14 protein-coding genes are annotated in these 19,986 nt (G+C 67.5%); 5 read left to right on the plus strand and 9 right to left on the minus strand.

Annotation, left to right across the window (positions count from 1 at the left end; translation table 11 throughout):
• Window positions 1-3: 3 nt before the first annotated feature.
• From LL962_RS19290 to LL962_RS19300, 3 genes are all read right to left on the minus strand, one after another.
• The gene (locus tag LL962_RS19290; protein ID WP_228318075.1) at window positions 4-2,235 is read right to left on the minus strand and encodes a TonB-dependent hemoglobin/transferrin/lactoferrin family receptor; all 2,232 of its coding nucleotides are present in this window, start codon (window positions 2,233-2,235) and stop codon (window positions 4-6) included.
• Between the two features lie 274 nt (window positions 2,236-2,509).
• A complete protein-coding gene (gene hemP, locus LL962_RS19295; RefSeq protein ID WP_029219101.1) occupies window positions 2,510-2,749 on the minus strand; it encodes a hemin uptake protein HemP in 240 nt (79 codons plus the stop codon).
• Window positions 2,750-3,000: 251 nt separating this feature from the next.
• Window positions 3,001-3,969 (minus strand): potassium channel beta subunit family protein, encoded by a 969-nt coding sequence (locus LL962_RS19300; RefSeq protein ID WP_228318076.1) that lies wholly within the window; start codon window positions 3,967-3,969, stop codon window positions 3,001-3,003.
• 172 nt (window positions 3,970-4,141) lie between these two features.
• Here LL962_RS19300 and LL962_RS19305 point away from each other — a divergent pair, with 172 nt between their 5' ends.
• From LL962_RS19305 to LL962_RS19320, 4 genes are all read left to right on the plus strand, one after another.
• On the plus strand, window positions 4,142-5,440 hold the full coding sequence (locus LL962_RS19305; protein WP_104584838.1) for a NupC/NupG family nucleoside CNT transporter: 1,299 nt from the start codon (window positions 4,142-4,144) through the stop codon (window positions 5,438-5,440).
• A gap of 80 nt (window positions 5,441-5,520) precedes the next feature.
• A complete protein-coding gene (locus LL962_RS19310) occupies window positions 5,521-6,477 on the plus strand; it encodes a ribokinase (RefSeq protein WP_228318077.1) in 957 nt (318 codons plus the stop codon).
• A 440-nt stretch (window positions 6,478-6,917) separates the two neighbouring features.
• Window positions 6,918-7,916, plus strand: a complete 999-nt coding sequence (dusB, locus tag LL962_RS19315) for a tRNA dihydrouridine synthase DusB (protein WP_104584842.1) — start codon at window positions 6,918-6,920, stop codon at window positions 7,914-7,916.
• A 26-nt stretch (window positions 7,917-7,942) separates the two neighbouring features.
• Window positions 7,943-8,770, plus strand: coding sequence for a class I SAM-dependent methyltransferase (locus LL962_RS19320; RefSeq protein ID WP_228318078.1), 828 nt, complete (start codon window positions 7,943-7,945; stop codon window positions 8,768-8,770).
• On the opposite strand, the gene LL962_RS19325 is transcribed toward LL962_RS19320, so the two are convergent.
• Window positions 8,764-9,870, minus strand: a complete 1,107-nt coding sequence (locus tag LL962_RS19325) for a metal-dependent hydrolase (protein WP_228318079.1) — start codon at window positions 9,868-9,870, stop codon at window positions 8,764-8,766. The two genes, LL962_RS19320 and LL962_RS19325, sit on opposite strands and share 7 nt — an antisense overlap.
• A gap of 433 nt (window positions 9,871-10,303) precedes the next feature.
• On the opposite strand from LL962_RS19325, the gene metK reads away from it, so the two are divergent.
• The gene (metK, locus tag LL962_RS19330; protein ID WP_104584848.1) at window positions 10,304-11,515 is read left to right on the plus strand and encodes a methionine adenosyltransferase; all 1,212 of its coding nucleotides are present in this window, start codon (window positions 10,304-10,306) and stop codon (window positions 11,513-11,515) included.
• Between the two features lie 499 nt (window positions 11,516-12,014).
• Here metK and LL962_RS19335 read toward each other — a convergent pair whose 3' ends face one another.
• The 5 genes from LL962_RS19335 to ppc all read right to left on the minus strand — a co-directional run bounded on the left by LL962_RS19335 (window position 12,015) and on the right by ppc (window position 19,763).
• Entirely contained in the window at window positions 12,015-13,211 is a 1,197-nt protein-coding gene (locus tag LL962_RS19335) for an OmpA family protein (RefSeq protein WP_228318080.1), read from the minus strand.
• A gap of 108 nt (window positions 13,212-13,319) precedes the next feature.
• Entirely contained in the window at window positions 13,320-15,359 is a 2,040-nt protein-coding gene (locus tag LL962_RS19340; RefSeq protein ID WP_228318081.1) for an alpha/beta hydrolase, read from the minus strand.
• A complete protein-coding gene (locus LL962_RS19345) occupies window positions 15,356-16,399 on the minus strand; it encodes an Lnb N-terminal periplasmic domain-containing protein (protein ID WP_228318082.1) in 1,044 nt (347 codons plus the stop codon). The genes LL962_RS19340 and LL962_RS19345 overlap by 4 nt, the downstream gene beginning before the upstream one ends.
• Window positions 16,396-16,968, minus strand: coding sequence for a TetR/AcrR family transcriptional regulator (locus tag LL962_RS19350; protein WP_228318083.1), 573 nt, complete (start codon window positions 16,966-16,968; stop codon window positions 16,396-16,398). Before LL962_RS19350 ends, LL962_RS19345 begins: the two co-directional genes overlap by 4 nt.
• Window positions 16,969-17,048: 80 nt before the next feature.
• A complete protein-coding gene (gene ppc / locus LL962_RS19355) occupies window positions 17,049-19,763 on the minus strand; it encodes a phosphoenolpyruvate carboxylase (RefSeq protein WP_104584858.1) in 2,715 nt (904 codons plus the stop codon).
• Between the last annotated feature and the right edge of the window lie 223 nt (window positions 19,764-19,986).

Consider the following 19,986-nt stretch of genomic DNA (forward strand, 5'->3'; position numbering starts at 1 on the left):
CCGCTACCAGTTCACGGCCAGGCTGACCGAGGCGGTGCGTCCGGCAGCGGTGAAGCGATCCACCACCGTGCTGCTGGCGAGCGTGCCGTTGGGCAGCGCATTCCAGTCCACATAGCGACGGTCGGCCAGATTGAACACGCCGGCAGTGAGCTTGGCGCCAGGCGCGAATTCCCAATGCCCCATCAGGTCCAGCGTGGCGTAGCCGGCTGGCGTGTAGTACGTGTCCAGTTGCGGGCGACGCTTGCGGGCGACGAAGGTGCCGATCAGTTCCGCGCCCCAGCCTTGCCCGTCGAATGCCATGCCCAGGGTGCCGCGCAGCGGGTCCACCGAATTGAGCGGCATGTTGTCGGTCAGGTTGTCGCCTTCGGAATACGCCACAGCGCTGTTCACCGACCAACCCTGCCAGCCGACCAGCACGCCCAGGTCGATTCCGGCGCGCGCCTCGGCGCCCTTGATCACCACATCGTCCACGTTGCGCGACTGGAACACCATGAAACCGTCGGCGTTGACGCCGGCTGGCGCATTGGATTCGATGAAGTCGCGGTAGTCGGTGTAGTACAACGCCAGGCCGAGATAGCCGACCGCATCGTTGAAGCGCACGCCCAGTTCGCCGCCGCGGCTGGTCTCGGCCTTCAGATCCGGGTTGGCGATGGCGGTGTAGCGCCCCTGCAGGTTGGTGAACCCGATGTTGACGTCGTTGTACGGCGGAGCGCGGAAGCCGTGCGCGTAATTGGCGTACGCCGACCACGCGTCCGAGAAACGCCACACCGCGCCGAACTTGGGCGAGACCTGGGTTTGATCGATGGTCGCCACACCCACCCCGGGATTGTCCTCGCGGAAGATGCCGTCGATCTGCGGCGACAGGCGGAAATGGTCCACACGCACGCCAGGCGTCAGCGACAGACGTCCATCCAGCAGCCCGATCTCGTCCTGCGCATACAGACCGACTTTGGTGGTCTCGCTCTTGGGGAAATCGCGCACCGGAAACACGTCCTGGCCGACGCGGTTGCTGATCGCGCCATTGGCCAGATTCAGCGAATAGCCGTCGCGCTTGGCGCGCGTGTCGGTCCAGGTGCCATCCAGGCCGTAGGTGATGTCGTGGCGCATCGTCTCGGTAGCGACGACCTTGTGCGCATTGACCAGCAGCCCGTACACCCGCTGGTCGAAGCTGTGTTCGTTATGGCGGCGGGTGTTGTTGCCACGCAGCTCGTTGGTACGTTGCAGGCTTTGGCTATCCTGGCGATACGCCAGCCATTGCAGGTCATCGGCCAGTGCGCTGTCCAGCGCATCCAGCTCGTGCCGCAACGACACCCGCGCGCGGGTCTGGTGGTCGCGCCCCTGCTGTGACAGCACGCGCAGCGAGGCTGTCGGCGAGCGCGTGTCGATACTGCTCAGGGCCTCGATGCTGCCGTAGTCCTCGTTGCCTTCCACGGTGAGTTTGAAGCGTTGCTGCGCACTGGGTGCGTAGACCAGTTTGGTCAGTACGCTGCGCCCGTCCACGTTTTGCGGATTGGCCGCGGTGCGGTTGAAATTGCGGCTGCGGTTGTCGCCCTGGTTCTGGGTTTCCTGGCCCTGGCGATGCGCCACCGCCACCAGGCCGCTCCAGCGCTCTCCGCCAAAGGCGCCGGTGGCGCCGGCGAACAAGCCGTTCCAGTCGCCTTCGTAGCCGAACTTCAGGCCCACGTAGCTGTGCTTGTCCTGGCTCAGATAATCGGCAGGGTCCTTGGTGACGAAGGCCACCACGCCGCCCAGGGCATCGGAGCCATACAGCGAACTGGCCGGCCCGCGCACCACTTCCACACGCTTGAGCGTTTCCAGATCGACGAAGTTGCGATTGGCATTGAGATAGCTGCCGAATGCGAAGGTGTCCGACACCGGCACGTTGTCCACCAGGATCGCCACGCGGTTGCCGTCCAGGCCGCGGATGCGGATGCCGTTGGCGCCGGTGAAGCGGCCATTGGTGCTGGTCACCGATACGCCGGGGGTGTAACGGAACAGGTCCTTGAGTTCGCGCACCAGTTGGTTGTCCAACTGCTCGCGATCGATCACATCCACCGTGCCCGGCACATCCACCAGCGCACGCTGGGTGCGCGTGGCGGTGACCTGCAGGCGATCGAAATCGTGCACCTCACGCGCGGAGGCGCCACCGGCCTCTGGTTCTGCGGCATGGGCACACAACGAGACGGCAGGCAGCGCGAGCGACAGCGCGACCACCAGCGGATGCAAGCGAATCATCAAGAAACCTTTGTGGAAGAGCCCCCGGCAGCGCGCACAGCGAAGCGGCTGCGCGCGGCAACCGAGGGTGGAGAGATGGGAGGTGGGCGGCGGCGGCAACGCCCGGGCGAGCACGCGGCGCCCATGCACGGACGGGCGCCAGTGGTAATGCGGTGGCTGCAGAACCTGCCGGCACCTCGCTCGCGACGTGCGGTGCGGGCATGCCGCGACGACCGACTGCGGGACGTGGCGGCGTCTGCTCCCGTTGCCGGGTGCAGCGGTTCCCTGGGCTGGATTACTTGGTCAGGATGAGCTTGTCGTTGCTGGTGTGGCGCAGGCGATAGACACGGTCGCCATGCTGGATCAGTACTTCGCGGCGGCCCTTGAGCAGCGCCTCGCTGCTGATGAGGTCTTCCGCGGGAACGACGCGCGGCACGGCGCGGTCGCGCAGGTTGACCGGTTCGGAGCGAAGCAGCACGGGATGAGCGGTCATGATCTGGATCTCCAGTCGGTTGGCCAGACAAATAATAACCATTCTCATTTAATGATCAAGAGCCATTCTCATTTGCTTCGCAGGAAGTTTGCATGACCTCTTGAATTTCGATTGATTAAATCAATCGAAAGCACCTTTCGACGACGTCAGCGCCGACGTGTCTGGTGACGCCTCATGCACCCGGCACGCTCCTTGTGTCGCCTACCCACACGCCCCCGCCGGTCGCGCATGCGCCGCCTTCACCACCCGTCGCACACGCCGTGAATCCGCCCGTGCAGGCGCGGTGGGAGCGCTCAGCGTGTCGCCGCCTCCACCTGTGCCCAGCCGGCGGCATCCACCTGTTCCAGCACCTCCAGTGCGGACAGGTTCTCCTCCAGTTGCGTCACCCGGCTGGCGCCCAGGATCACCGTGGACACGTGCGGGTTGCGCAGGCACCAGGCGATCGCCAGCGGCGCCGGCGCCTGGCCCAGTTCGGCGGCCACCGCGCAGAACGCGCGAGCGCGTTCGACACGACGGCTGTCGGCCGACCCCAGCACTTCTTCCTGCAGCCAGGCGTTGCCGGGTTGGCCCAGCCGGCTGTCAGCGGCCACCCCGGCGTTGTACTTGCCGGTCAGCAGCCCCGACGCCAGCGGCGACCAGGTGGTGGTGCCCAGCCCGGCCTCGCACAGCGGCGCGTACTCGTGTTCCAGCCGCTGTCGGTGCAGCAGGTTGTACTGCGGCTGCTCCATCGACGGCCCATGCAGGCGCTCCTGCTCGGCAATGGCGATGGCCGAGCGCAGCTGCTCGGCGCTCCACTCCGACGTGCCCCAGTACAGTACCTTGCCCTGCCGGATCAGCGCATCCATGGCGCGCACGGTTTCCTGGATGGGCGTGTCCGGGTCGGGCCGATGGCAGAAATACAGATCCAGATAGTCCACCCGCAGGCGCTTGAGCGCGGCGTGGCAGGCATCGGTGACATGCTTGCGCGAGAGCCCGCGCTGGGTCGGACGCGGGCTGTCCACCGCACCGAAGAACACTTTGCTGGACACGCAGTAGCCATCGCGCGGCAGGCGCAGGTCGGCGATCACATCGCCCATCACCTGTTCGGCACGACCACGGGCATAGACCTCGGCGTTGTCGAAGAAGTTGATGCCGCTGTCCCAGGCCGCAGCGATCAGGTTACGCGCCTCGCTGCGCCCGATCTGCTTGCCGAAGGTGACCCAGGCACCGAACGACACGGCCGACAACTGCAGCCCGGTGGAACCCAGACGACGGTAATGCATGGCGAAACACTCCTGCGCCCCCCGGGGCCCCTGCCCCGGACCGGATCGCGCAGTTTAGCGGGCGGGACGCCGACGCGAGCCAGTGGCGCCCGTCTGAATACCGCTCGCCTTGCCGGCCGACACCCCCTGCTCTAGGCTTCCCGTTTTGCCGTCAGCAACCCCGGGGATTGGAATGGTCGAAGGTTTGGGAAGGATCGGTTTCGGCCTGTTCGGTCTGGCGGTGCTCATCGGCATCACCTGGCTGTTCTCCAGCAACCGCCGCGCCGTGGATTGGAAGCTGGTCGGCACCGGCTTGCTGCTGCAGATCTCGTTCGCCTCGCTGGTGCTGCTGGTGCCGGGCGGGCGCGACGTGTTCGATTCGCTGGGCAAGGGCTTCGTGAAGGTGCTGAGCTTCGTCAATGAAGGCTCCACCTTCATTTTCGGCAGCCTGATGAACATCGAGAGCTATGGCTTCATCTTCGCGTTCCAGGTGCTGCCCACCATCATCTTCTTCTCGGCACTGATGGGCGTGCTCTACCACCTGGGCGTGATGCAGCTGGTGGTGCGCGCGATGGCCTGGGCCATCACCAAGGTGATGCGCGTGTCGGGGGCGGAAACCACCAGCGTCTGCGCCAGCGTCTTCATCGGCCAGACCGAGGCGCCGCTGACGGTGCGCCCGTACATCCCCAAGATGACCCAGTCCGAATTGCTGACGATGATGATCGGCGGCATGGCGCATATCGCCGGCGGCGTGCTGGCCGCCTACGTGGGCATGCTCGGCGGCAGCGATCCGGTGCAGCAGGCGTTCTACGCCAAGCACCTGCTCGCCGCCAGCATCATGGCCGCGCCGGCCACCCTGGTGGTGGCCAAGCTGTTGGTGCCGGAAACCGGTACGCCGCTGACCCGCGGCACGGTCAAGATGGAAGTGGAAAAGACCACCAGCAACATCATCGATGCGGCTGCGGCCGGTGCCGGCGACGGCCTGCGCCTGGCGCTGAACATCGGCGCGATGCTGCTGGCCTTCATCGCGCTGATCGCGCTGATCAATGCACCGCTGACCTGGCTGGGCGAAGTGACGGGTGCGGCCGCCGCACTGGGTCGGCCGACCAATCTGTCGACGATCTTCGGCTACCTGCTGGCGCCGGTGGCCTGGGTGATCGGCACGCCTTGGGCGGACGCGACCACCGTGGGCTCGCTGATCGGGCAGAAGGTGGTGATCAACGAATTCGTGGCCTATACCGAGCTGTCGCAGATCGTGCAGGGCCAGGTCGCCGGCGTGAGCCTGAGCGAGGAAGGCCGGCTGATCGCCACGTATGCGCTGTGCGGCTTCGCCAATTTCAGCTCGATCGCGATCCAGATCGGCGGCATCGGCGGGCTGGCACCGGAACGTCGTCACGATCTGGCCAAATTCGGGTTGCGCGCGGTGCTCGGCGGTTCGATCGCCACCTTCATGACCGCTACCATTGCCGGCGTGCTCTCGCACTTCGGCTGAGGCGGCGCGGGTTCATCGGCGCCACGGTCTAATCGCGTTACGCCAGGTTTCATTCAAGTCATTCAAGCAAGCAGGTATCTATGAGTTCGGTCGTCGTTGTCGGGTCTTTCAATGTCGATCACGTGTGGCGTTGCGACGTGCTGCCCGCGCCGGGCGCCACCATTGCCGGTCGCTACAGCACCGGCCCCGGCGGCAAGGGCTTCAATCAGGCGGTGGCCTCGGCGCGTGCCGGTGCCAAGACGCAGTTTCTGTGCGCGCTGGGCGACGATGCCGGCGGTGCGCTGGCGCGCTCGCTGGCCGCCCACGACGGCTTTACGCTGATCGCCGAGCCCAGTAACGAGCCGACCGGCACCGGTGGCATTTATGTGGACGGCCACGGTCGCAACACCATCGTGATCGGCGCCGGCGCCAACTCGGTGCTGAGTTCGGGTTTCGTCGAGAACCAGCGTGCGCTGGTGGCGTCGGCGCGCGTGCTGCTGGCGCAGTTGGAATCGCCGGCAGAGACCGTCGAAACGGCATTGGCCCTGGCGCATGAATGCGGCGCGCTGACCGTGCTCAACGCCGCGCCCGCCAATGCACCGACCTCGATCGGCCTGCTCAAGCTGGCCGACGTGCTGACTCCGAACGAGACCGAATTCGCCGCCCTGCTCGGCCGCCACGTCGGCGAACGCATCAACGCCGACGATGTGGCGGCGCTGGACGGCAATACGCTGCACTCGCTGTGCCGCAAGCTGCTGCCGGGCGGTACTGTGGTGGTGACGCTGGGCGCGGTGGGCGCCTTCATCTCGCATGCCGACGAGCAGCTGCGTGGCGACAGTACCGCGCATTACCGGGTAGGTGCGGAAAGCGCGCAGACGGTGGACACCACCGGCGCCGGCGATGCCTTCAACGGTGCGCTGGTGGCCTCGCTGGCGCAGTCGCCCACCGCCAGCTTCATCACCCACGTGCGCTTTGCCACCCGTTACGCCGCGCGCTCCACCGAAGTGGAAGGCGCCGCCGCATCGATGCCCCGCATGGTGCCCGAACCGGCCGTGTGATCCTCACGCTTCAAGCAAGCAACGAAGGCGACCGCAGCGATGCGGTCGCCTTTTGCGTTCAGGGCGTCGGCATCCCCATGAGACTGCTTCGATCCGCGAACGGCATGTCGAGGCCTGTCCATCGACGGACGCTGCCAGGCCCGCTGCGCCGGAACTTCGATCTTCATCGGATAGCAATCTGGGCGGAGGAACCTGGCGTGATGCCGCGTCGGGCACCCGTACCCTCATCCGACGCTGACGCGCCACCTTCTCCCGACGGGAGAAGGAATAGAAGCCCCTCTCCCGTCGGGAGAGGGGTTGGGGTGAGGGTACGGTCAACCAGCAATCTCGCCGCTGCCCTCGCTCTACTGGTCACCCGACCCACACAGCAACCGCACAAGACCGAAGGCCGAAAAACGCCATCCCGAATCACCAATCCCCACCCCAGCTACAATGCCCGCATGCAGATCGGCCCCTACAACATCGCTCCCAAGGTGATTCTCGCGCCCATGGCGGGCGTGACCGACAAGCCGTTCCGGCTGTTGTGCAAGCGGCTGGGCGCCGGGCTGGCAGTCTCGGAGATGACCATCTCCGATCCACGCTTCTGGGGCACGCGCAAGTCGCTGCACCGCATGGATCATGCCGGCGAACCGGATCCGATCAGCGTGCAGATCGCCGGCACCGAACCGCAGCAACTGGCCGAGGCGGCGCGCTACAACGTCGATCACGGTGCACAGCTGATCGACATCAACATGGGCTGCCCGGCCAAGAAGGTGTGCAACGCCTGGGCCGGCTCGGCGCTGATGCGCGACGAGGATCTGGTGGCTCGCATCCTGCGTGCGGTGGTGCAGGCAGTGGACGTGCCGGTGACGCTGAAGATCCGTACCGGATGGGATTGCGACCACCGCAACGGGCCGGTCATCGCGCGCATCGCACAGGACTGCGGCATCGCCGCGCTGGCGGTGCACGGGCGTACCCGCGACCAGCACTACACCGGTAGCGCCGAGTACGCCACGATCGCGCAGATCAAGGCGGCGCTGCAGATTCCGGTGATCGCCAACGGCGATATCGATTCGCCGCACAAGGCCGCGCAGGTGCTGCACGAGACCGGCGTGGACGCAGTGATGATCGGCCGCGCCGCGCAGGGGCGGCCGTGGATCTTCGGCGAGGTAGCGCATTACCTGGCCACCGGCGTGGCGTTGCCGCCGCCATCGCTGGCGTTCGTGCGCGACACCTTGCTCGGCCATCTGGACGCGTTGCACGCGTTCTACGGCCAACCGCAGGGTGTGCGCATCGCGCGCAAGCACCTGGGCTGGTACGCCAAGGACCACCCGCAGAGCGCGGACTTCCGCGCGGTGGTCAACCGCGCCGAAACGCCGGAGGCGCAACTGGCGCTGACCCGCGATTACTTCGACGCGCTGATCGCCGGCCTGCCGCCGTCGCTGCCGAACGCCGCCTGAGTTTCCCGAGCTGTTGGAGCTGCATCATGAGCGCAACGCACGACACCCATGCTTACCTGCACGGCTTCTCGGCCACCGAACAGGCGCGCCTGCTCAAGCAGGCACGGTTGCTGGAGGCCACACTCTTCAACGCAGTCGACTACAGCGGCGCGCGGCGCCTGCTGGAAGTCGGCTGCGGTGTGGGCGCGCAGACCGAGGTCCTGCTGCGGCGGTTTCCCGAACTGCACGTCACCGGGGTGGACCTGAGCAAGGCGCAGCTGGGCGCGGCGCGCGCCAACCTGGAACGGCTGGCCTGGTGCCGCGAGCGCTACACGCTGCAGCAAGCCGACGCGGGCGACCTGCCCTTCGAGGCGCGCCAGTTCGATGCGGCCTTCCTGTGCTGGGTGCTGGAGCATGTGCCCTCGCCGGCACGCGTGCTCAACGAAGTGCGGCGGGTGCTGCTGCCCGGCTCGCCGGTGTATGTGACCGAGGTGATGAACGCCTCGTTCCTGCTGCACCCGTATTCGCCGAATCTGTGGCGTTACTGGATGGCATTCAACGATTTCCAGCACGATCAGGGCGGCGACCCGTTCGTGGGCGCCAAGCTGGGCAACCTGCTGTTGGCCGGCGGCTTCCGCGACGTGCACACGCAGATCAAGACCCTGCATCTGGACAACCGCGAGCCGGGCCGACGCAAGACCATGATCGGCTTCTGGGAAGAGGTGCTGCTATCGGCCGCCGAGCAGTTGCTGCCTGCCGGCGCGGTCGACGCCGGGACCGTGGACGGCATGCGCCGCGAACTGGCCCAAGTGCAGAGCGACCCGGATGCGGTGTTCTTCTATTCGTTCGTGCAGGCGCGCGCCACGGTCTACTGAGGCGCCGATGCCGAGACCGGCGCGGTCGCCTGGGCGTCCTCGTGTTCCAGATCGCCGGTCAGTGCCTTGCCGACCGGCGCGTTCCAGATGCGGTGCCACATCTGCGCCAGCACGGCGCCGATCTGGTCGCGTGCGACCGGCGCGCGGTAGGCGGCCTGGACCTGGCGCGGCACGATCGGCTGCCAGGCGCCATCTTCGCGACGGGCGATCACGAAATTGAAGGTGTAATCCGGTTCCAGGCCCATGCGCAGGTCGCTGAGCATCAGCTCGTCGTCCACCAGCCGCGCGCGCATGAAGCCGCGATTGAACCAGTTCAGCCGGCGCACCGAATCGAACGCGGCGACCTCGCCCAGGGCCTGGGTATTGCTGGAAAACCCGCGGAATTGCATCGGTCCGCTGTCGGCCACCAGCGAGCGCTCGCCGATGACGTAGCCACCGGGCGTCATCGCCACCACGCGCCACAACAGCGTGTTGAACGGCATCGGCACCGAGAAGCGCGGCGCATCGGCCAGCCCCATCGCGGCCAGGGCGCGATCGGCCTGCTGATCGACCAGATGCTTGGCGACCAGCGACCAGCCCAGGTACGCCGAGCTGGCGACCAGGCCGATCACCAACGCGCGCTGCGCCAGCGGGCGCGCACGTGCGAACCAGGCCACGGCGCAGGCGCCCAGCAGCCACAGCGTATAGGCCGGGTCGATGATGAAAACGCTGGACCACATGGTCGGATGCGGTTGCAGCGGCCACCAGAGCTGGGTCCCGTAGACGGTGAAGGCGTCCAGCAGCGGGTGGGTGAGCAAGGCCAGCTGGATCGCCCAGAACCAGCGTGTGGGTGCGCCGGCCACGCGCCCGTTGCCGTAGCGGCGGAACAGCCACCAGAGCAACCCGCCCAGCAGCGGCAGCACGAACAACGAGTGGCTGACGCTGCGGTGCACCGTCATCAGGGTGACCGGATCGTCGGTCAGCGGCAGCAGCGCCAGCGAGTCGAGGTCGGGCAAGGTGCCCAGGGCCGCGCCGGCCAGCAAGGCGGCACGCCGCTGTCCGGGCGGCGCGATGGCAGCGGCAATCGCGCCGCCAAGAACGATCTGGGTCAGTGAATCCATTGCCCGATGCTAGCAGGCTGGAGAGACATCCACCCGACCGTGGGGCCTGCCGACAGGCGGCACACGGCTGCACGCGCTGCATGCACCAGGGAGCCACCAACCGCGCGCGACTGTCGCGGACCCGCGCAGACCACATCGCCGCACGTCAGCGGGCCGGCGGGAGCCATCTCCACTGCGCGATGGCAGCGGCGGTCGCCTCCGGGCAACCACCGGCCCCGGCGCGCCCGGGCAGGCTCGGCCGTCGTGCCCGCCTGGCTGGAGCATCCCGGTGGTCTGGTGCCGACACGCCGCATCCGGCCCAGCTGCATCCGCCGGATTGCGCCCCTCCCCGCTGATCCCCACGGCACCGCGTTCAGGCGCACAATGCAAGGGTCACCGTGGGCGTGTATCATCCGCACCCATCTTTTCATCCGAATCAAGGGATATAAGCCTGATGTCCAGCTACCTGTTCACCTCCGAATCGGTCTCCGAAGGCCATCCGGACAAGATCGCCGACCAGATTTCCGACGCCGTGCTGGACGCCATCCTGGCCCAGGACAAGCGCGCCCGCGTGGCCTGCGAAACCATGGTCAAGACCGGTGTGGCGATCGTGGCCGGCGAAGTGACCACCAGCGCCTGGATCGACCTGGAAGCGCTGACCCGCAAGGTGATCCTGGACATCGGCTACAACAGCTCCGACGTCGGCTTCGACGGCGAGACCTGCGGCGTGCTCAACCTGATCGGCAAGCAGTCGCCGGACATCAACCAGGGCGTGGACCGCAAGAAGCCCGAAGAACAGGGCGCTGGCGACCAGGGCCTGATGTTCGGCTATGCCACCAACGAGACCGACAGCTTCATGCCCGCGGCCATCCACCTCTCGCACCGTCTGGTCGAGCAGCAGGCCAAGATCCGCAAGAAGAAGAACTCGGCGCTGGCCTGGCTGCGTCCGGACGCCAAGTCGCAGGTCACCCTGCGCTACGAAGACGGCGTGGCGACCGCGATCGACGCGGTAGTGCTGTCGACCCAGCACGATCCGGGCGTGAAGCAGAAGGATCTGATCGAGGCGGTGCGCGAGGAAATCCTCAAGCCGGTACTGCCGGCCAAGTGGCTGCACAAGGGCACCAAGTTCCACATCAACCCGACCGGCAAGTTCGTGATCGGCGGCCCGGTGGGCGACTGCGGCCTCACCGGCCGCAAGATCATCGTCGACACCTACGGCGGCTGGGCCCGTCACGGCGGCGGCGCGTTCTCGGGCAAGGATCCGTCCAAGGTCGACCGTTCGGCCGCCTATGCCGCGCGTTACGTCGCCAAGAACGTGGTGGCCGCCGGCCTGGCCGACCGTTGCGAAGTGCAGGTCTCCTACGCCATCGGCGTGGCCGAGCCGACCTCGATTTCGGTCACCACCTTCGGCACCGGCAAGATCGCCGACGAACAGATCGAGAAGCTGATCCGCAAGCACTTCGACCTGCGTCCGTTCGGCATCATCCAGATGCTCGATCTGATCCACCCGATGTACCAGCAGACCGCGTCCTACGGCCACTTCGGCCGCAAGCCCAAGGAATTCAGCTACACCGACGGTACCGGCACCAAGCACACCGCCACCTCGTTCTCCTGGGAAAAGACCGACCGCGCCGACGCGCTGCGCGCCGATGCGAAGCTGAAGTAAACCGCGCGCCCTTCGGAGCGCAGGTGTGTATCGCAATGGGCCGCCGACGCGGCCCATTGTGTTTTGAAGCCCTGGCGCCTTCATTGGCATACCGCGGCCGGACGGGATTCGAGGTCTCTCTCCCCCGTGGGGAAGGAGTCGGGGTGAGAGTTGGGGGCAAAGCCGCACGGCACGGCACGTCTATCTGTTACGTGCGCCCCCTCATCCGCCCCTGTGGGCACCTTCTCCCACGGGGAGAAGGGAACAAAGCCCCTCTCCCTGCAGGAGAGGGGTTGGGGTGAGGGTTCGGCGCAAACCCGCACTGCACGACATCGGTTGCGTAAGACAGCAAGCCATTCACGCCACAACGTGTCACGCCGCCGCGTGGCCGTCAGGGCAATCGCAAGGCGACACCTCGCGCGCGACCGTGTCCGTCACCTGCGTCACCGTCATCGAGGGCCAGCGTCTACGCAACACGCATACGCCCCCGATGGCGCGCACTCTATCCTGCAGGCCTCAGTCATGTGCGCAAGAAGATCTCGACGCGCCGGTTGAGTTGCCGCCCGCCGGGATTGTCCTGTCCGTTGACGGTATTGGGCGCCACCGGCTGCGTTTCTCCGTAGCCCTTGGCGGCGGCCGTCTGCGCGGCACCGCGCGTGCGCAGCGCCGCCAGCACCGCATTGGCGCGGCGCTCGGACAGCGACTGGTTGTAGGCATCCTCCCCCTTGGCATCGGTGTGCCCACGCACCTCCATGTCGCGGGCTGTCACCTTGCCGAGCGCTACGGCCAGCGTATCGAGCACGCGTGCCGCATCCGGACGGACGTCGGACTTGTCGAAGTCGAACAGGATGCGGTCGTTCAGGGTGATCAGATAACCGCAGGGCGCACCAGGCGGGGCGAATTTCTGCATTGGCGGGAAGCGGCCCGCCGGCGGCACCTTGGGCAGCGGCGGCATGCGTACCTCGCGCGGCGGCGTGCCGGCCGTGCCGGTGCCATCGCCCCGGTTCTGCACCAGCCCGGCGGGGCCGTTCCAGGTGCCCGAGCCGTCGGCATTGATGGTGACCAGGCCCCGCGGTCCATTCCAGGTACCGCTGCCATCGCCGCGATTGTCGATCAACCCGCTCTTGTCGCTGTTCCAGGTGCCGGCGCCCCTGCCGTCCAGGCTGATCAGGCCAGCCGGGCCGTTGTAGGTTCCGCCACCGTTGGACTGCACGTCGATCAGCGCAGCGTCGCCATCCTGGCCGGCACCATTGATGGTGCCGCTGCCATCGGCATTGACGACGACCAGGCCACCGTCGAAGTTGGCGGTGCCGCTGCCATCGGCCTTGAGATCGAAGAGCCCGGTACTGCCGTTGCGCAGCAGATTGCCGTTGGCATCGACGCTGGTGATGCCAGCATCGGTGATCAGCGTACCGCCATCGCCGCAGCGTGCCGGGGCCACGCTGATGCCTGCGACCGGGTCCAGTATGTCTTGCAGCGAAGCTTCCAGCGCACGCTGCGCCGGAGTCACGCCGACGATGTCCGGCACCACGATGGTGGGAATGGCCGGAAATTCCGGCACGTCGTCCGCAACCGCTGCAGGCGTCTGCGGCGCGCGCACCGCAGCCTGCGGTGCGGAAGCGGCGGTGCCGGCAGCACCTGCATCCTTTGGCGCTTCGCCACGACCGCAACCGACCAACAACAGCGGAACCCACAGCACTGCCGAGCGCTTGCGCATCGCGTCTTCCTTGTTCGAGCCTGTTCGAGAGATGGCCTGATACCACGAGCGGGGTAAACACGGCGCTAACAGGGCCGGACATCTACCGACCCTGGCCGCAAGGCCAACTCACAAGCTCGCGGGCACAGGCGCGGGCGCAAGCTCCGGCGATCGCGTCGGTGCAGGCGCCTCGCTGTCTTCGGCCTGCAGCTGCGCATGCAGGATGCGCCGAATCTCCAGAATGGCCTGCGGGGTTTCCTGCACGCTGTGCCAGGAGGTCACCACCAGTTCGGACGCGGCGCCGTCCAGATGTGCGCTGCGGTACGGCACCAGGCCATCGTCGGACTCGGCCAGCGGTACCTGCGGTTTTTCGCGGCCCACGATGGTGTGGTAGCGCACCTGCGGCGAGATCGGCAGATCCATCGTGGCGCGCACGAACGGATCGGTGTCGCGGAGGTTGTCGATGCTGGTCGGCGGCAGCAGCCGGCTCTTGCGACGCGGCAGCCCGCCCTGCCCGTCTTGCTCGCTGTCGGCGAGATCCTGCAGGACGTCGCCGAAGCGGTCCAGCAAGGCGAGCGGCAGGCGCACCATGCGGCCGACCAGGCGTCCCAGGCCGCCCTCGGCCAGCGGCGTACCGCGATGCGGCGCGGCGATGAAGATGGCGCGGTCGATCTGCGGCATCGGCGCGAAATTCAACAGGGGCGCCAGCTTGGCGCGCAGGCGTGCACCGCGTTCTCCATCCAGCCGGTAGTCCCGCAACAGGGCGTTCCAGAGCCGATCGCCCGACGAGGACACCAGCAGGCGCCCGATCACACCGCCCATGCTGTGGCCGATCAACACCATGCCGTGCGAGGCGGGCGCGGTGCCGGCGGGGTCGAAATGCTGCAGGCTACGCTGCACCAAGGCCTGGATCTGCGCACGATTGACCGCGATCGGCGCGTTGGTCGGGTAATACACCTGCCAGATCTGGTAGCGCTGGCGCAGGGTCTCATCGCCCATCACTTCGTTGGCCACATTGACCCAGGCCTCCGGGCTGCTGGCCAGCCCGTGCAGCATCAGCAGCACGCGCCGATCGGGATCGTAGGGCTGCATCAGATACAGATGCGGGCGATCGATGCCGCGTGCGCGGCCCAGCATGGAGCGCAGCGACTGCGCGGCAAAGCCCGACTTCGCCAGCCAGAGCCCATAGGCCGCGGTAAAGTTCGCTGCCAACGGCACGCGCTGACCGTGTAGCACCACCTCGTTCTGGCGGTACGGATCGTAGGGCGCCACGGTCGCCAGCTCGGTGCGCAACACTGCATCCAGTGAGTCGCCGGCAAAACGCACCAGCAGCGTTGCCGGCGCGTATGGCATCTCGCTGAAGGTCGGCAGCGGGCGCTCCTGCGCGGTGCCGGCACGCGCCGCCGGCTGCGCCGCCAGACCGGCCGGGTCGCCGACCAGTTGCGGGTCGACTTCGGCCACCAGCTCGGCACCGAAGCCGTCGCGTCGGTAGGTGCTGCGCAATCCATCGAAGCGCAGTGCCGAGGCCGCGAACAGCGCGCGCGGCGTATTGCCGCCGCCCGGCAGCCGATACGCGGACATGTCTACCGCAACCTGCCAGCGCCCTATCGCCATCGGCGTGACGGCGGGCGCGGTCTGGCCGCTCTGCTGCGCACGCGCGAACAGCTGCTCGACCAGCTGCTGCACGGCATAGTTGTAGTAATCGCGCACCTGCGTCTGGCGGTTCTCGAACGCGCGCGCGGCGGGCGTACGCGCGCTGAAGAACAGATAGGCATAGGCATGCCGGGCCGCTTCCAACCAGGCTTCCATGGCCGCATCGCTCATCTGCGCGGAGGTGCGACCGGTCAGGGCGATCGCCTGCGCGGTCCATAACTCGGCCAGGGTGGCCAGGCGACGCTCGTCGCCGATGCCGGCCACCGTGGCCAGGCGCTGGATGCAGGGCAGCGCTTGCCTGTGGCAGTCCTTGGGCTGCAGACCGGCCACCTGCAGGGTTTCGTTGCCCGGCTGACTCAGCGCACCGGTGCTGAGCACGTCGCCGCGCGTCTGCGCGATATAGCCGGCGCTGTCGCGCGATTGCACCGTGACCATGGCGCAGCCGCTCGACCACACGCTGATCAGCGCCGCCAGCAATACGGCGACGCTGCCGCGCCTTCGCTGCAGGAGCGTCATTGCGCCGCGCGTGGTGACGCGCCCGGTGCGGGTGCCTGCGGCATGCCGATGCGAATGCGCCGTGAGAAGTCGCTGGCGGTATCGGCGGCGATCGCACGCGCGGTGACATGCCCGCGCTGCTTCAGGGTGGCGAAGTCGTAGCCCGGCATCAGGCCATGATGGTCGTAGGCATAGGCGTCGGCATAGCCGGACAACAACAGGCGGTGATCCAGCGGCAAGGTGGTCTGCAATTGCCGCACCAGAGCGAACACGATCGTGGTGCAGTTGCTGGTGAGCGTGTTGTAGAACGCGGGTTCGCGATCGAGATCCTTGGCCAGCGCGACATAACCCAGGAACATGCGGCGCAAGCCTGCCTTCGGAATCGCCAGGCGGTACAGGTACATGTCCTCGCCGCGCACATTGGTGCGCACGCGCAGGATGTCGCGCTCGTCGGCAGCGACCAGGGTTGCTTCGAAGCTGCGGAAGAATCCGCCCAGTGCGGAGAAGGATTCGCCGCGCTCCTTGCGGATCTCCAGCGAGAACACCACGTGCGAGCCGTCGTCGAAGCCGAACGACACCAGGGTGTGCGCGATCGCCGGGCCCATCCAGTACGACAACGCCAGATCGGCGCTGACCAGGCGATCCAGATCGTACTGGCGGGTCTCCCAGCGCGGGACATGATCGGTTTCGCTGCGCCAGTCGAAATTGCGCACGTTGCGCAGGGTGACGCTGTTGCCGTGCACCTCCGGCTGCAGGCGCTGGGCGACATCGTCGGCCCAATCGCGATCCTGGCTGGGCTGCATCATGGCCCACGCCACCGCCAGCGCCACGAAGGCCGCACCGAAGATGCTCACCAGGGCCCAGTTTTCGCGGCCCCGGCGCAGCCCCCAGAGCGCGGCCAGTGCCATCGCGCACCACGAACTCACCCAACCGATGCGCACCAGTGCATTGCCGGTCAGCGCGAAATGGATCGCCAGCGCCCCCCACGCGGCAGCCAGCAGCAGCGCCACGCGCAGCGCCCAACGGCCGATACCCGCGCGGGTGGGCACGCGCGTCGTCATCGCGTGCCGCCAGCCGGTACCTGCATGCCCAAGGCATGCATCAGCAGATCCGCCGAGCGGTGCGCGAGGCGCTTGCGTTCGGACTCGTCGTTGCCGCGCAGACAGCTGCCCAGCATGTCGATCACCAGCAGCAGCTGTTCGTCGTCGACATCCGCGCGGCACAGGCCGGCATCGCGGGCACGCTGCACGAACGGCAGGAAGATCGCCACCACGCGGCGATCGGCGGCTTCCACCGCCGGATGCGCGCGTTCGATCGAACGCCAGAAGTCCACCAGCGGCGCCGACTGGGCGATGTGTTCGGCCACATCGTGCAGCAGCACCGCCAGTCCGTCCGGGCGGTCGGCCAGGTCGGCGGCCAGGCGCTCCAGGCCATCCAGTCCACGCGTCATCAGCGCGGTCATCAGCGCGAGGCGGTCCGGGAAGTTGCGGTACAAGGTGGCGCGGCCGAGACCGGCGCGCTCCACCACCAGTTCCAGCGGCGCATTGACGCCGTGTTCGCTGAACACTTCGTCGGCGGCATCGAGTATCTGCCGGCGGCGCAGCGCGGCATCGGGGCGGGAGGTCATCATGCGGGCATTATCGGACAGATTTGTCCGGTTGCGCCAGAGGCCGCTTCGCCACTGCGTCGCTGCGCCGACGGACGGTACGCTCAGCCGGTGTTCTGCACGCCCTGCGCCACGCCGTTGACGCAAGCCACCAACGCCCGCAGCAGCTCCTCGTCCTGGCCATCGGTGGCCCGCCAACGCTGCAGCAGGTCCACCTGCAACACGCTGATCGGGTCGATGTACGGGTTGCGCAGGCGGATCGACAGGGCCAGCCGCGGGTCGTGCTGCAACAACGACTGCTGCTGCAGCAGCGCCTTGACCCAGCCCTTGGTCAGCGCCAGTTCGTCGCGAATCTGCGGGAAGAAGCGGGCGTGCAGGTCACCCGACAGCCGCGAAAACAGTTCGGCGATGGCGAGGTCGCCCTTGGACAGCACCATGGCGATGTCGTCCAGGAAGGTGCGGAAGAACGGCCAGTCCTGCGCCATTTCGCGCAAGGTGTCTTCGTGCCCGGCATCCACCGCTGCCTGCAGGCCACTGCCCACGCCATACCAGCCCGGAATCACCGCACGCGCCTGGCTCCACGCGAACACCCACGGAATCGCACGCAGGTTCGACAACGCGGCATCCTGGCCCAGCCGGCGCGAGGGGCGCGAGCCCAGCGTCATGCGTTCGATCACGTCGATCGGCGTGGCCAGACGGAAATACTGCATGAAGTCCGGCGCGCCGACGAAGGCGCGGTAGGCCACGCTGCTGCGTTCGGCCACCAGATCCATCACCGGCCGCCAATGCGCCTCGCGCGGCTCGGGCGCGCGCGGACGCAGGCTCGAGAGCAATACCGCACCGGTCATCTGCTCCAGCGAACGCAACGCCAGTGCCCGGATGCCGTACTTGCGGTGGATCACCTCGCCCTGCTCGGTGACGCGCAGGCGGCCATCCACGCTGCCACGCGGCGCGGCATCCAGCGCGCGCGTGGTCTTGCCGCCGCCGCGCACGATCGAGCCGCCGCGACCATGGAAGAAGGTCAGCCGCACGCCGAGTTCGGCGGCGGCCTCCAGCAATTCGACCTGGGCGCGCTGCAGGCCCCAGCGCGAGGCGGCAATGCCGCCGTCCTTGCCGCTGTCCGAATAGCCCAGCATCACCATCTGGGTGTCGCCACGCGCCGCCAGATGCTGGCGGTACACCGGGTCGGCCAACAGGTCCTGCACGGTGCCGGTGCCGCCGCGCAGATCGTCTACGGTCTCGAACAGCGGCACGATATCCAGCGGCACCGCTCCGGCGTCATCGACCAGACCACCGCGGCGGGCCAGCGCCAGCACGGTGAGCACATCGGCGCGGTTGTGTGCCATCGAGATGATGTAGCTGCCCAGCGCATCGGCGCCGTGACGCGTGCGCGCATCGGCGAGCGCGGCGAACACCGCATCCAGCCGTGCATTGCCTTCGTCGTCCACGCGCGGCAGCGCCTGCTCGCCGGCGGCGTACGGGCCGAGCACGGCCGCGCGCTGGGTCGCATCCTGCCCCTCCCAGTCGCCCTGGCCCAGCGCATCGGCCACTGCGCGCGCATGCACGCTCGATTCCTGGCGTACATCCAACCGCGCCAGGTGGAAGCCGAAGCTGCGCACGCGCCACAGCAGCCGGCGCACCGCAAACCAGCCGGCGTGCAGGCCCTTGTTGGCCTGCAGGCTGTCCAGGATCAGTTGCAGGTCGTGTTCGAGCTCGGTCGGGCCGGCGTAGGCGCCGTCGGCATCGTCCAGCGTGGCCTGCAGACGCGCACGCATCAGGTCATTGAGCAGGCGGTACGGCATGTCGCCGTGGCGCGGGCGCGAACGTGCGGCGGCCTCGGGCAGCAGCGCGCGATAGCGTTCCAGCTGCGCGGTGAGCTCCGGGCTCACCGCCACCAGCGTGGTCGATTGACTGAGCAGGCTGGCCAGCTGCCACAGCTCCTTCTGGTAGCGCTCCAGCACCGCGCGGCGCTGCGCATCCAGGGTGGCGGCGATGGTGGCGGCATCCACATTGGGATTGCCGTCCATGTCCCCGCCCACCCAGGTGCCGAAGCGCAGCAGGCGCGGCAAGGCCGGCACGCTGCCGTAGGTCTCTTCGATGGCGTGTTCCAGGGTTTCGTACATCACCGGGATGACGCGGTAGAGCACCTGGGTGAGATAGAAGCCGACGTGCTCGCGTTCGTCGTCCACGGTGGGGCGCACCGGCGAGGAATCGGCGGTCTGCCAGGACGCGGTCAAGGCCATGCGGAAGCGCGCCGCATCGCTGGCGCGCTCGTTGGGTGTGCGCATGCCATCCAGGTTGTCGACCAGGCTGGCGACCATCAACTGCTCTTTTTCCAGCAGCGCACGGCGGACCGCCTCGGTGGGGTGCGCGGTGAACACCGGCTCCACATCGATGCGCGGCAACCAGTCGCTGAGTTCGTCCAGGGTCACGCCCTGCGCCTTGAGCCGGCGCACTGCATCGTGCAGGCCGTCCGGCTGCGGCGTATCGGTGCCGCTGCGCTGGTAGTCGCGGCGGCGGCGGATACGGTGCACGCGCTCGGCGATGTTGACCACCTGGAAATACGTGCTGAAAGCACGCACCAGCGATTCGGCATCGCGCGGTGCGCGGCTGCTGAGCTGTTCGCTCAACGTGGAAGGCGGTGCATCGCTTTCACGGCGCGAGATCGCCGCGGTGCGGACGCGTTCGATCTCGTCGAAGAATTCCGCAGACACCTGCTCGGCGAGCAGGTCGCCGACCAGCGCACCGAGCCGACGCACATCGTCGCGCAAGGGCAGATCGGGGGTAGCGAACACAAGACTGCTGCGGTACTCGTTCATCGGAAACGCACACCCTCTTCAAGCGCAAAGTCGTCGAAGACTAACCCAAAAGGATTAGAGGGTTGCGTCGTGCAAGACGGTTTCAGGGCGAACCATCGCGCGCCAGTTCCAGTTGCGTTCGTGCGCGTCATCGAAATGCGTCGCCGGACGCCGGCAATCGATACGCAGGAGCGAACCCCGGCGCGACGAGGCTTTACCGATAGAGCCTCGGCGCGCCCCGGCG

This window comes from Xanthomonas sp. NCPPB 1067 (assembly GCF_020783795.1).
Classification (GTDB): domain Bacteria; phylum Pseudomonadota; class Gammaproteobacteria; order Xanthomonadales; family Xanthomonadaceae; genus Xanthomonas; species Xanthomonas melonis.

Bases quoted from the DNA above. Each gene is read 5' to 3' on its own strand.
- LL962_RS19290 (WP_228318075.1), bottom strand. From the start codon at position 2,235: ATGATTCGCTTGCATCCGCTGGTGGTCGCGCTGTCGCTCGCGCTGCCT.
- hemP (WP_029219101.1), bottom strand. From the start codon at position 2,749: ATGGTTATTATTTGTCTGGCCAACCGACTGGAGATCCAGATCATGACC.
- LL962_RS19300 (WP_228318076.1), bottom strand. From the start codon at position 3,969: ATGCATTACCGTCGTCTGGGTTCCACCGGGCTGCAGTTGTCGGCCGTG.
- LL962_RS19305 (WP_104584838.1), top strand. From the start codon at position 4,142: ATGGTCGAAGGTTTGGGAAGGATCGGTTTCGGCCTGTTCGGTCTGGCG.
- LL962_RS19310 (WP_228318077.1), top strand. From the start codon at position 5,521: ATGAGTTCGGTCGTCGTTGTCGGGTCTTTCAATGTCGATCACGTGTGG.
- dusB (WP_104584842.1), top strand. From the start codon at position 6,918: ATGCAGATCGGCCCCTACAACATCGCTCCCAAGGTGATTCTCGCGCCC.
- LL962_RS19320 (WP_228318078.1), top strand. From the start codon at position 7,943: ATGAGCGCAACGCACGACACCCATGCTTACCTGCACGGCTTCTCGGCC.
- LL962_RS19325 (WP_228318079.1), bottom strand. From the start codon at position 9,870: ATGGATTCACTGACCCAGATCGTTCTTGGCGGCGCGATTGCCGCTGCC.
- metK (WP_104584848.1), top strand. From the start codon at position 10,304: ATGTCCAGCTACCTGTTCACCTCCGAATCGGTCTCCGAAGGCCATCCG.
- LL962_RS19335 (WP_228318080.1), bottom strand. From the start codon at position 13,211: ATGCGCAAGCGCTCGGCAGTGCTGTGGGTTCCGCTGTTGTTGGTCGGT.
- LL962_RS19340 (WP_228318081.1), bottom strand. From the start codon at position 15,359: ATGACGCTCCTGCAGCGAAGGCGCGGCAGCGTCGCCGTATTGCTGGCG.
- LL962_RS19345 (WP_228318082.1), bottom strand. From the start codon at position 16,399: ATGACGACGCGCGTGCCCACCCGCGCGGGTATCGGCCGTTGGGCGCTG.
- LL962_RS19350 (WP_228318083.1), bottom strand. From the start codon at position 16,968: ATGATGACCTCCCGCCCCGATGCCGCGCTGCGCCGCCGGCAGATACTC.
- ppc (WP_104584858.1), bottom strand. From the start codon at position 19,763: ATGAACGAGTACCGCAGCAGTCTTGTGTTCGCTACCCCCGATCTGCCC.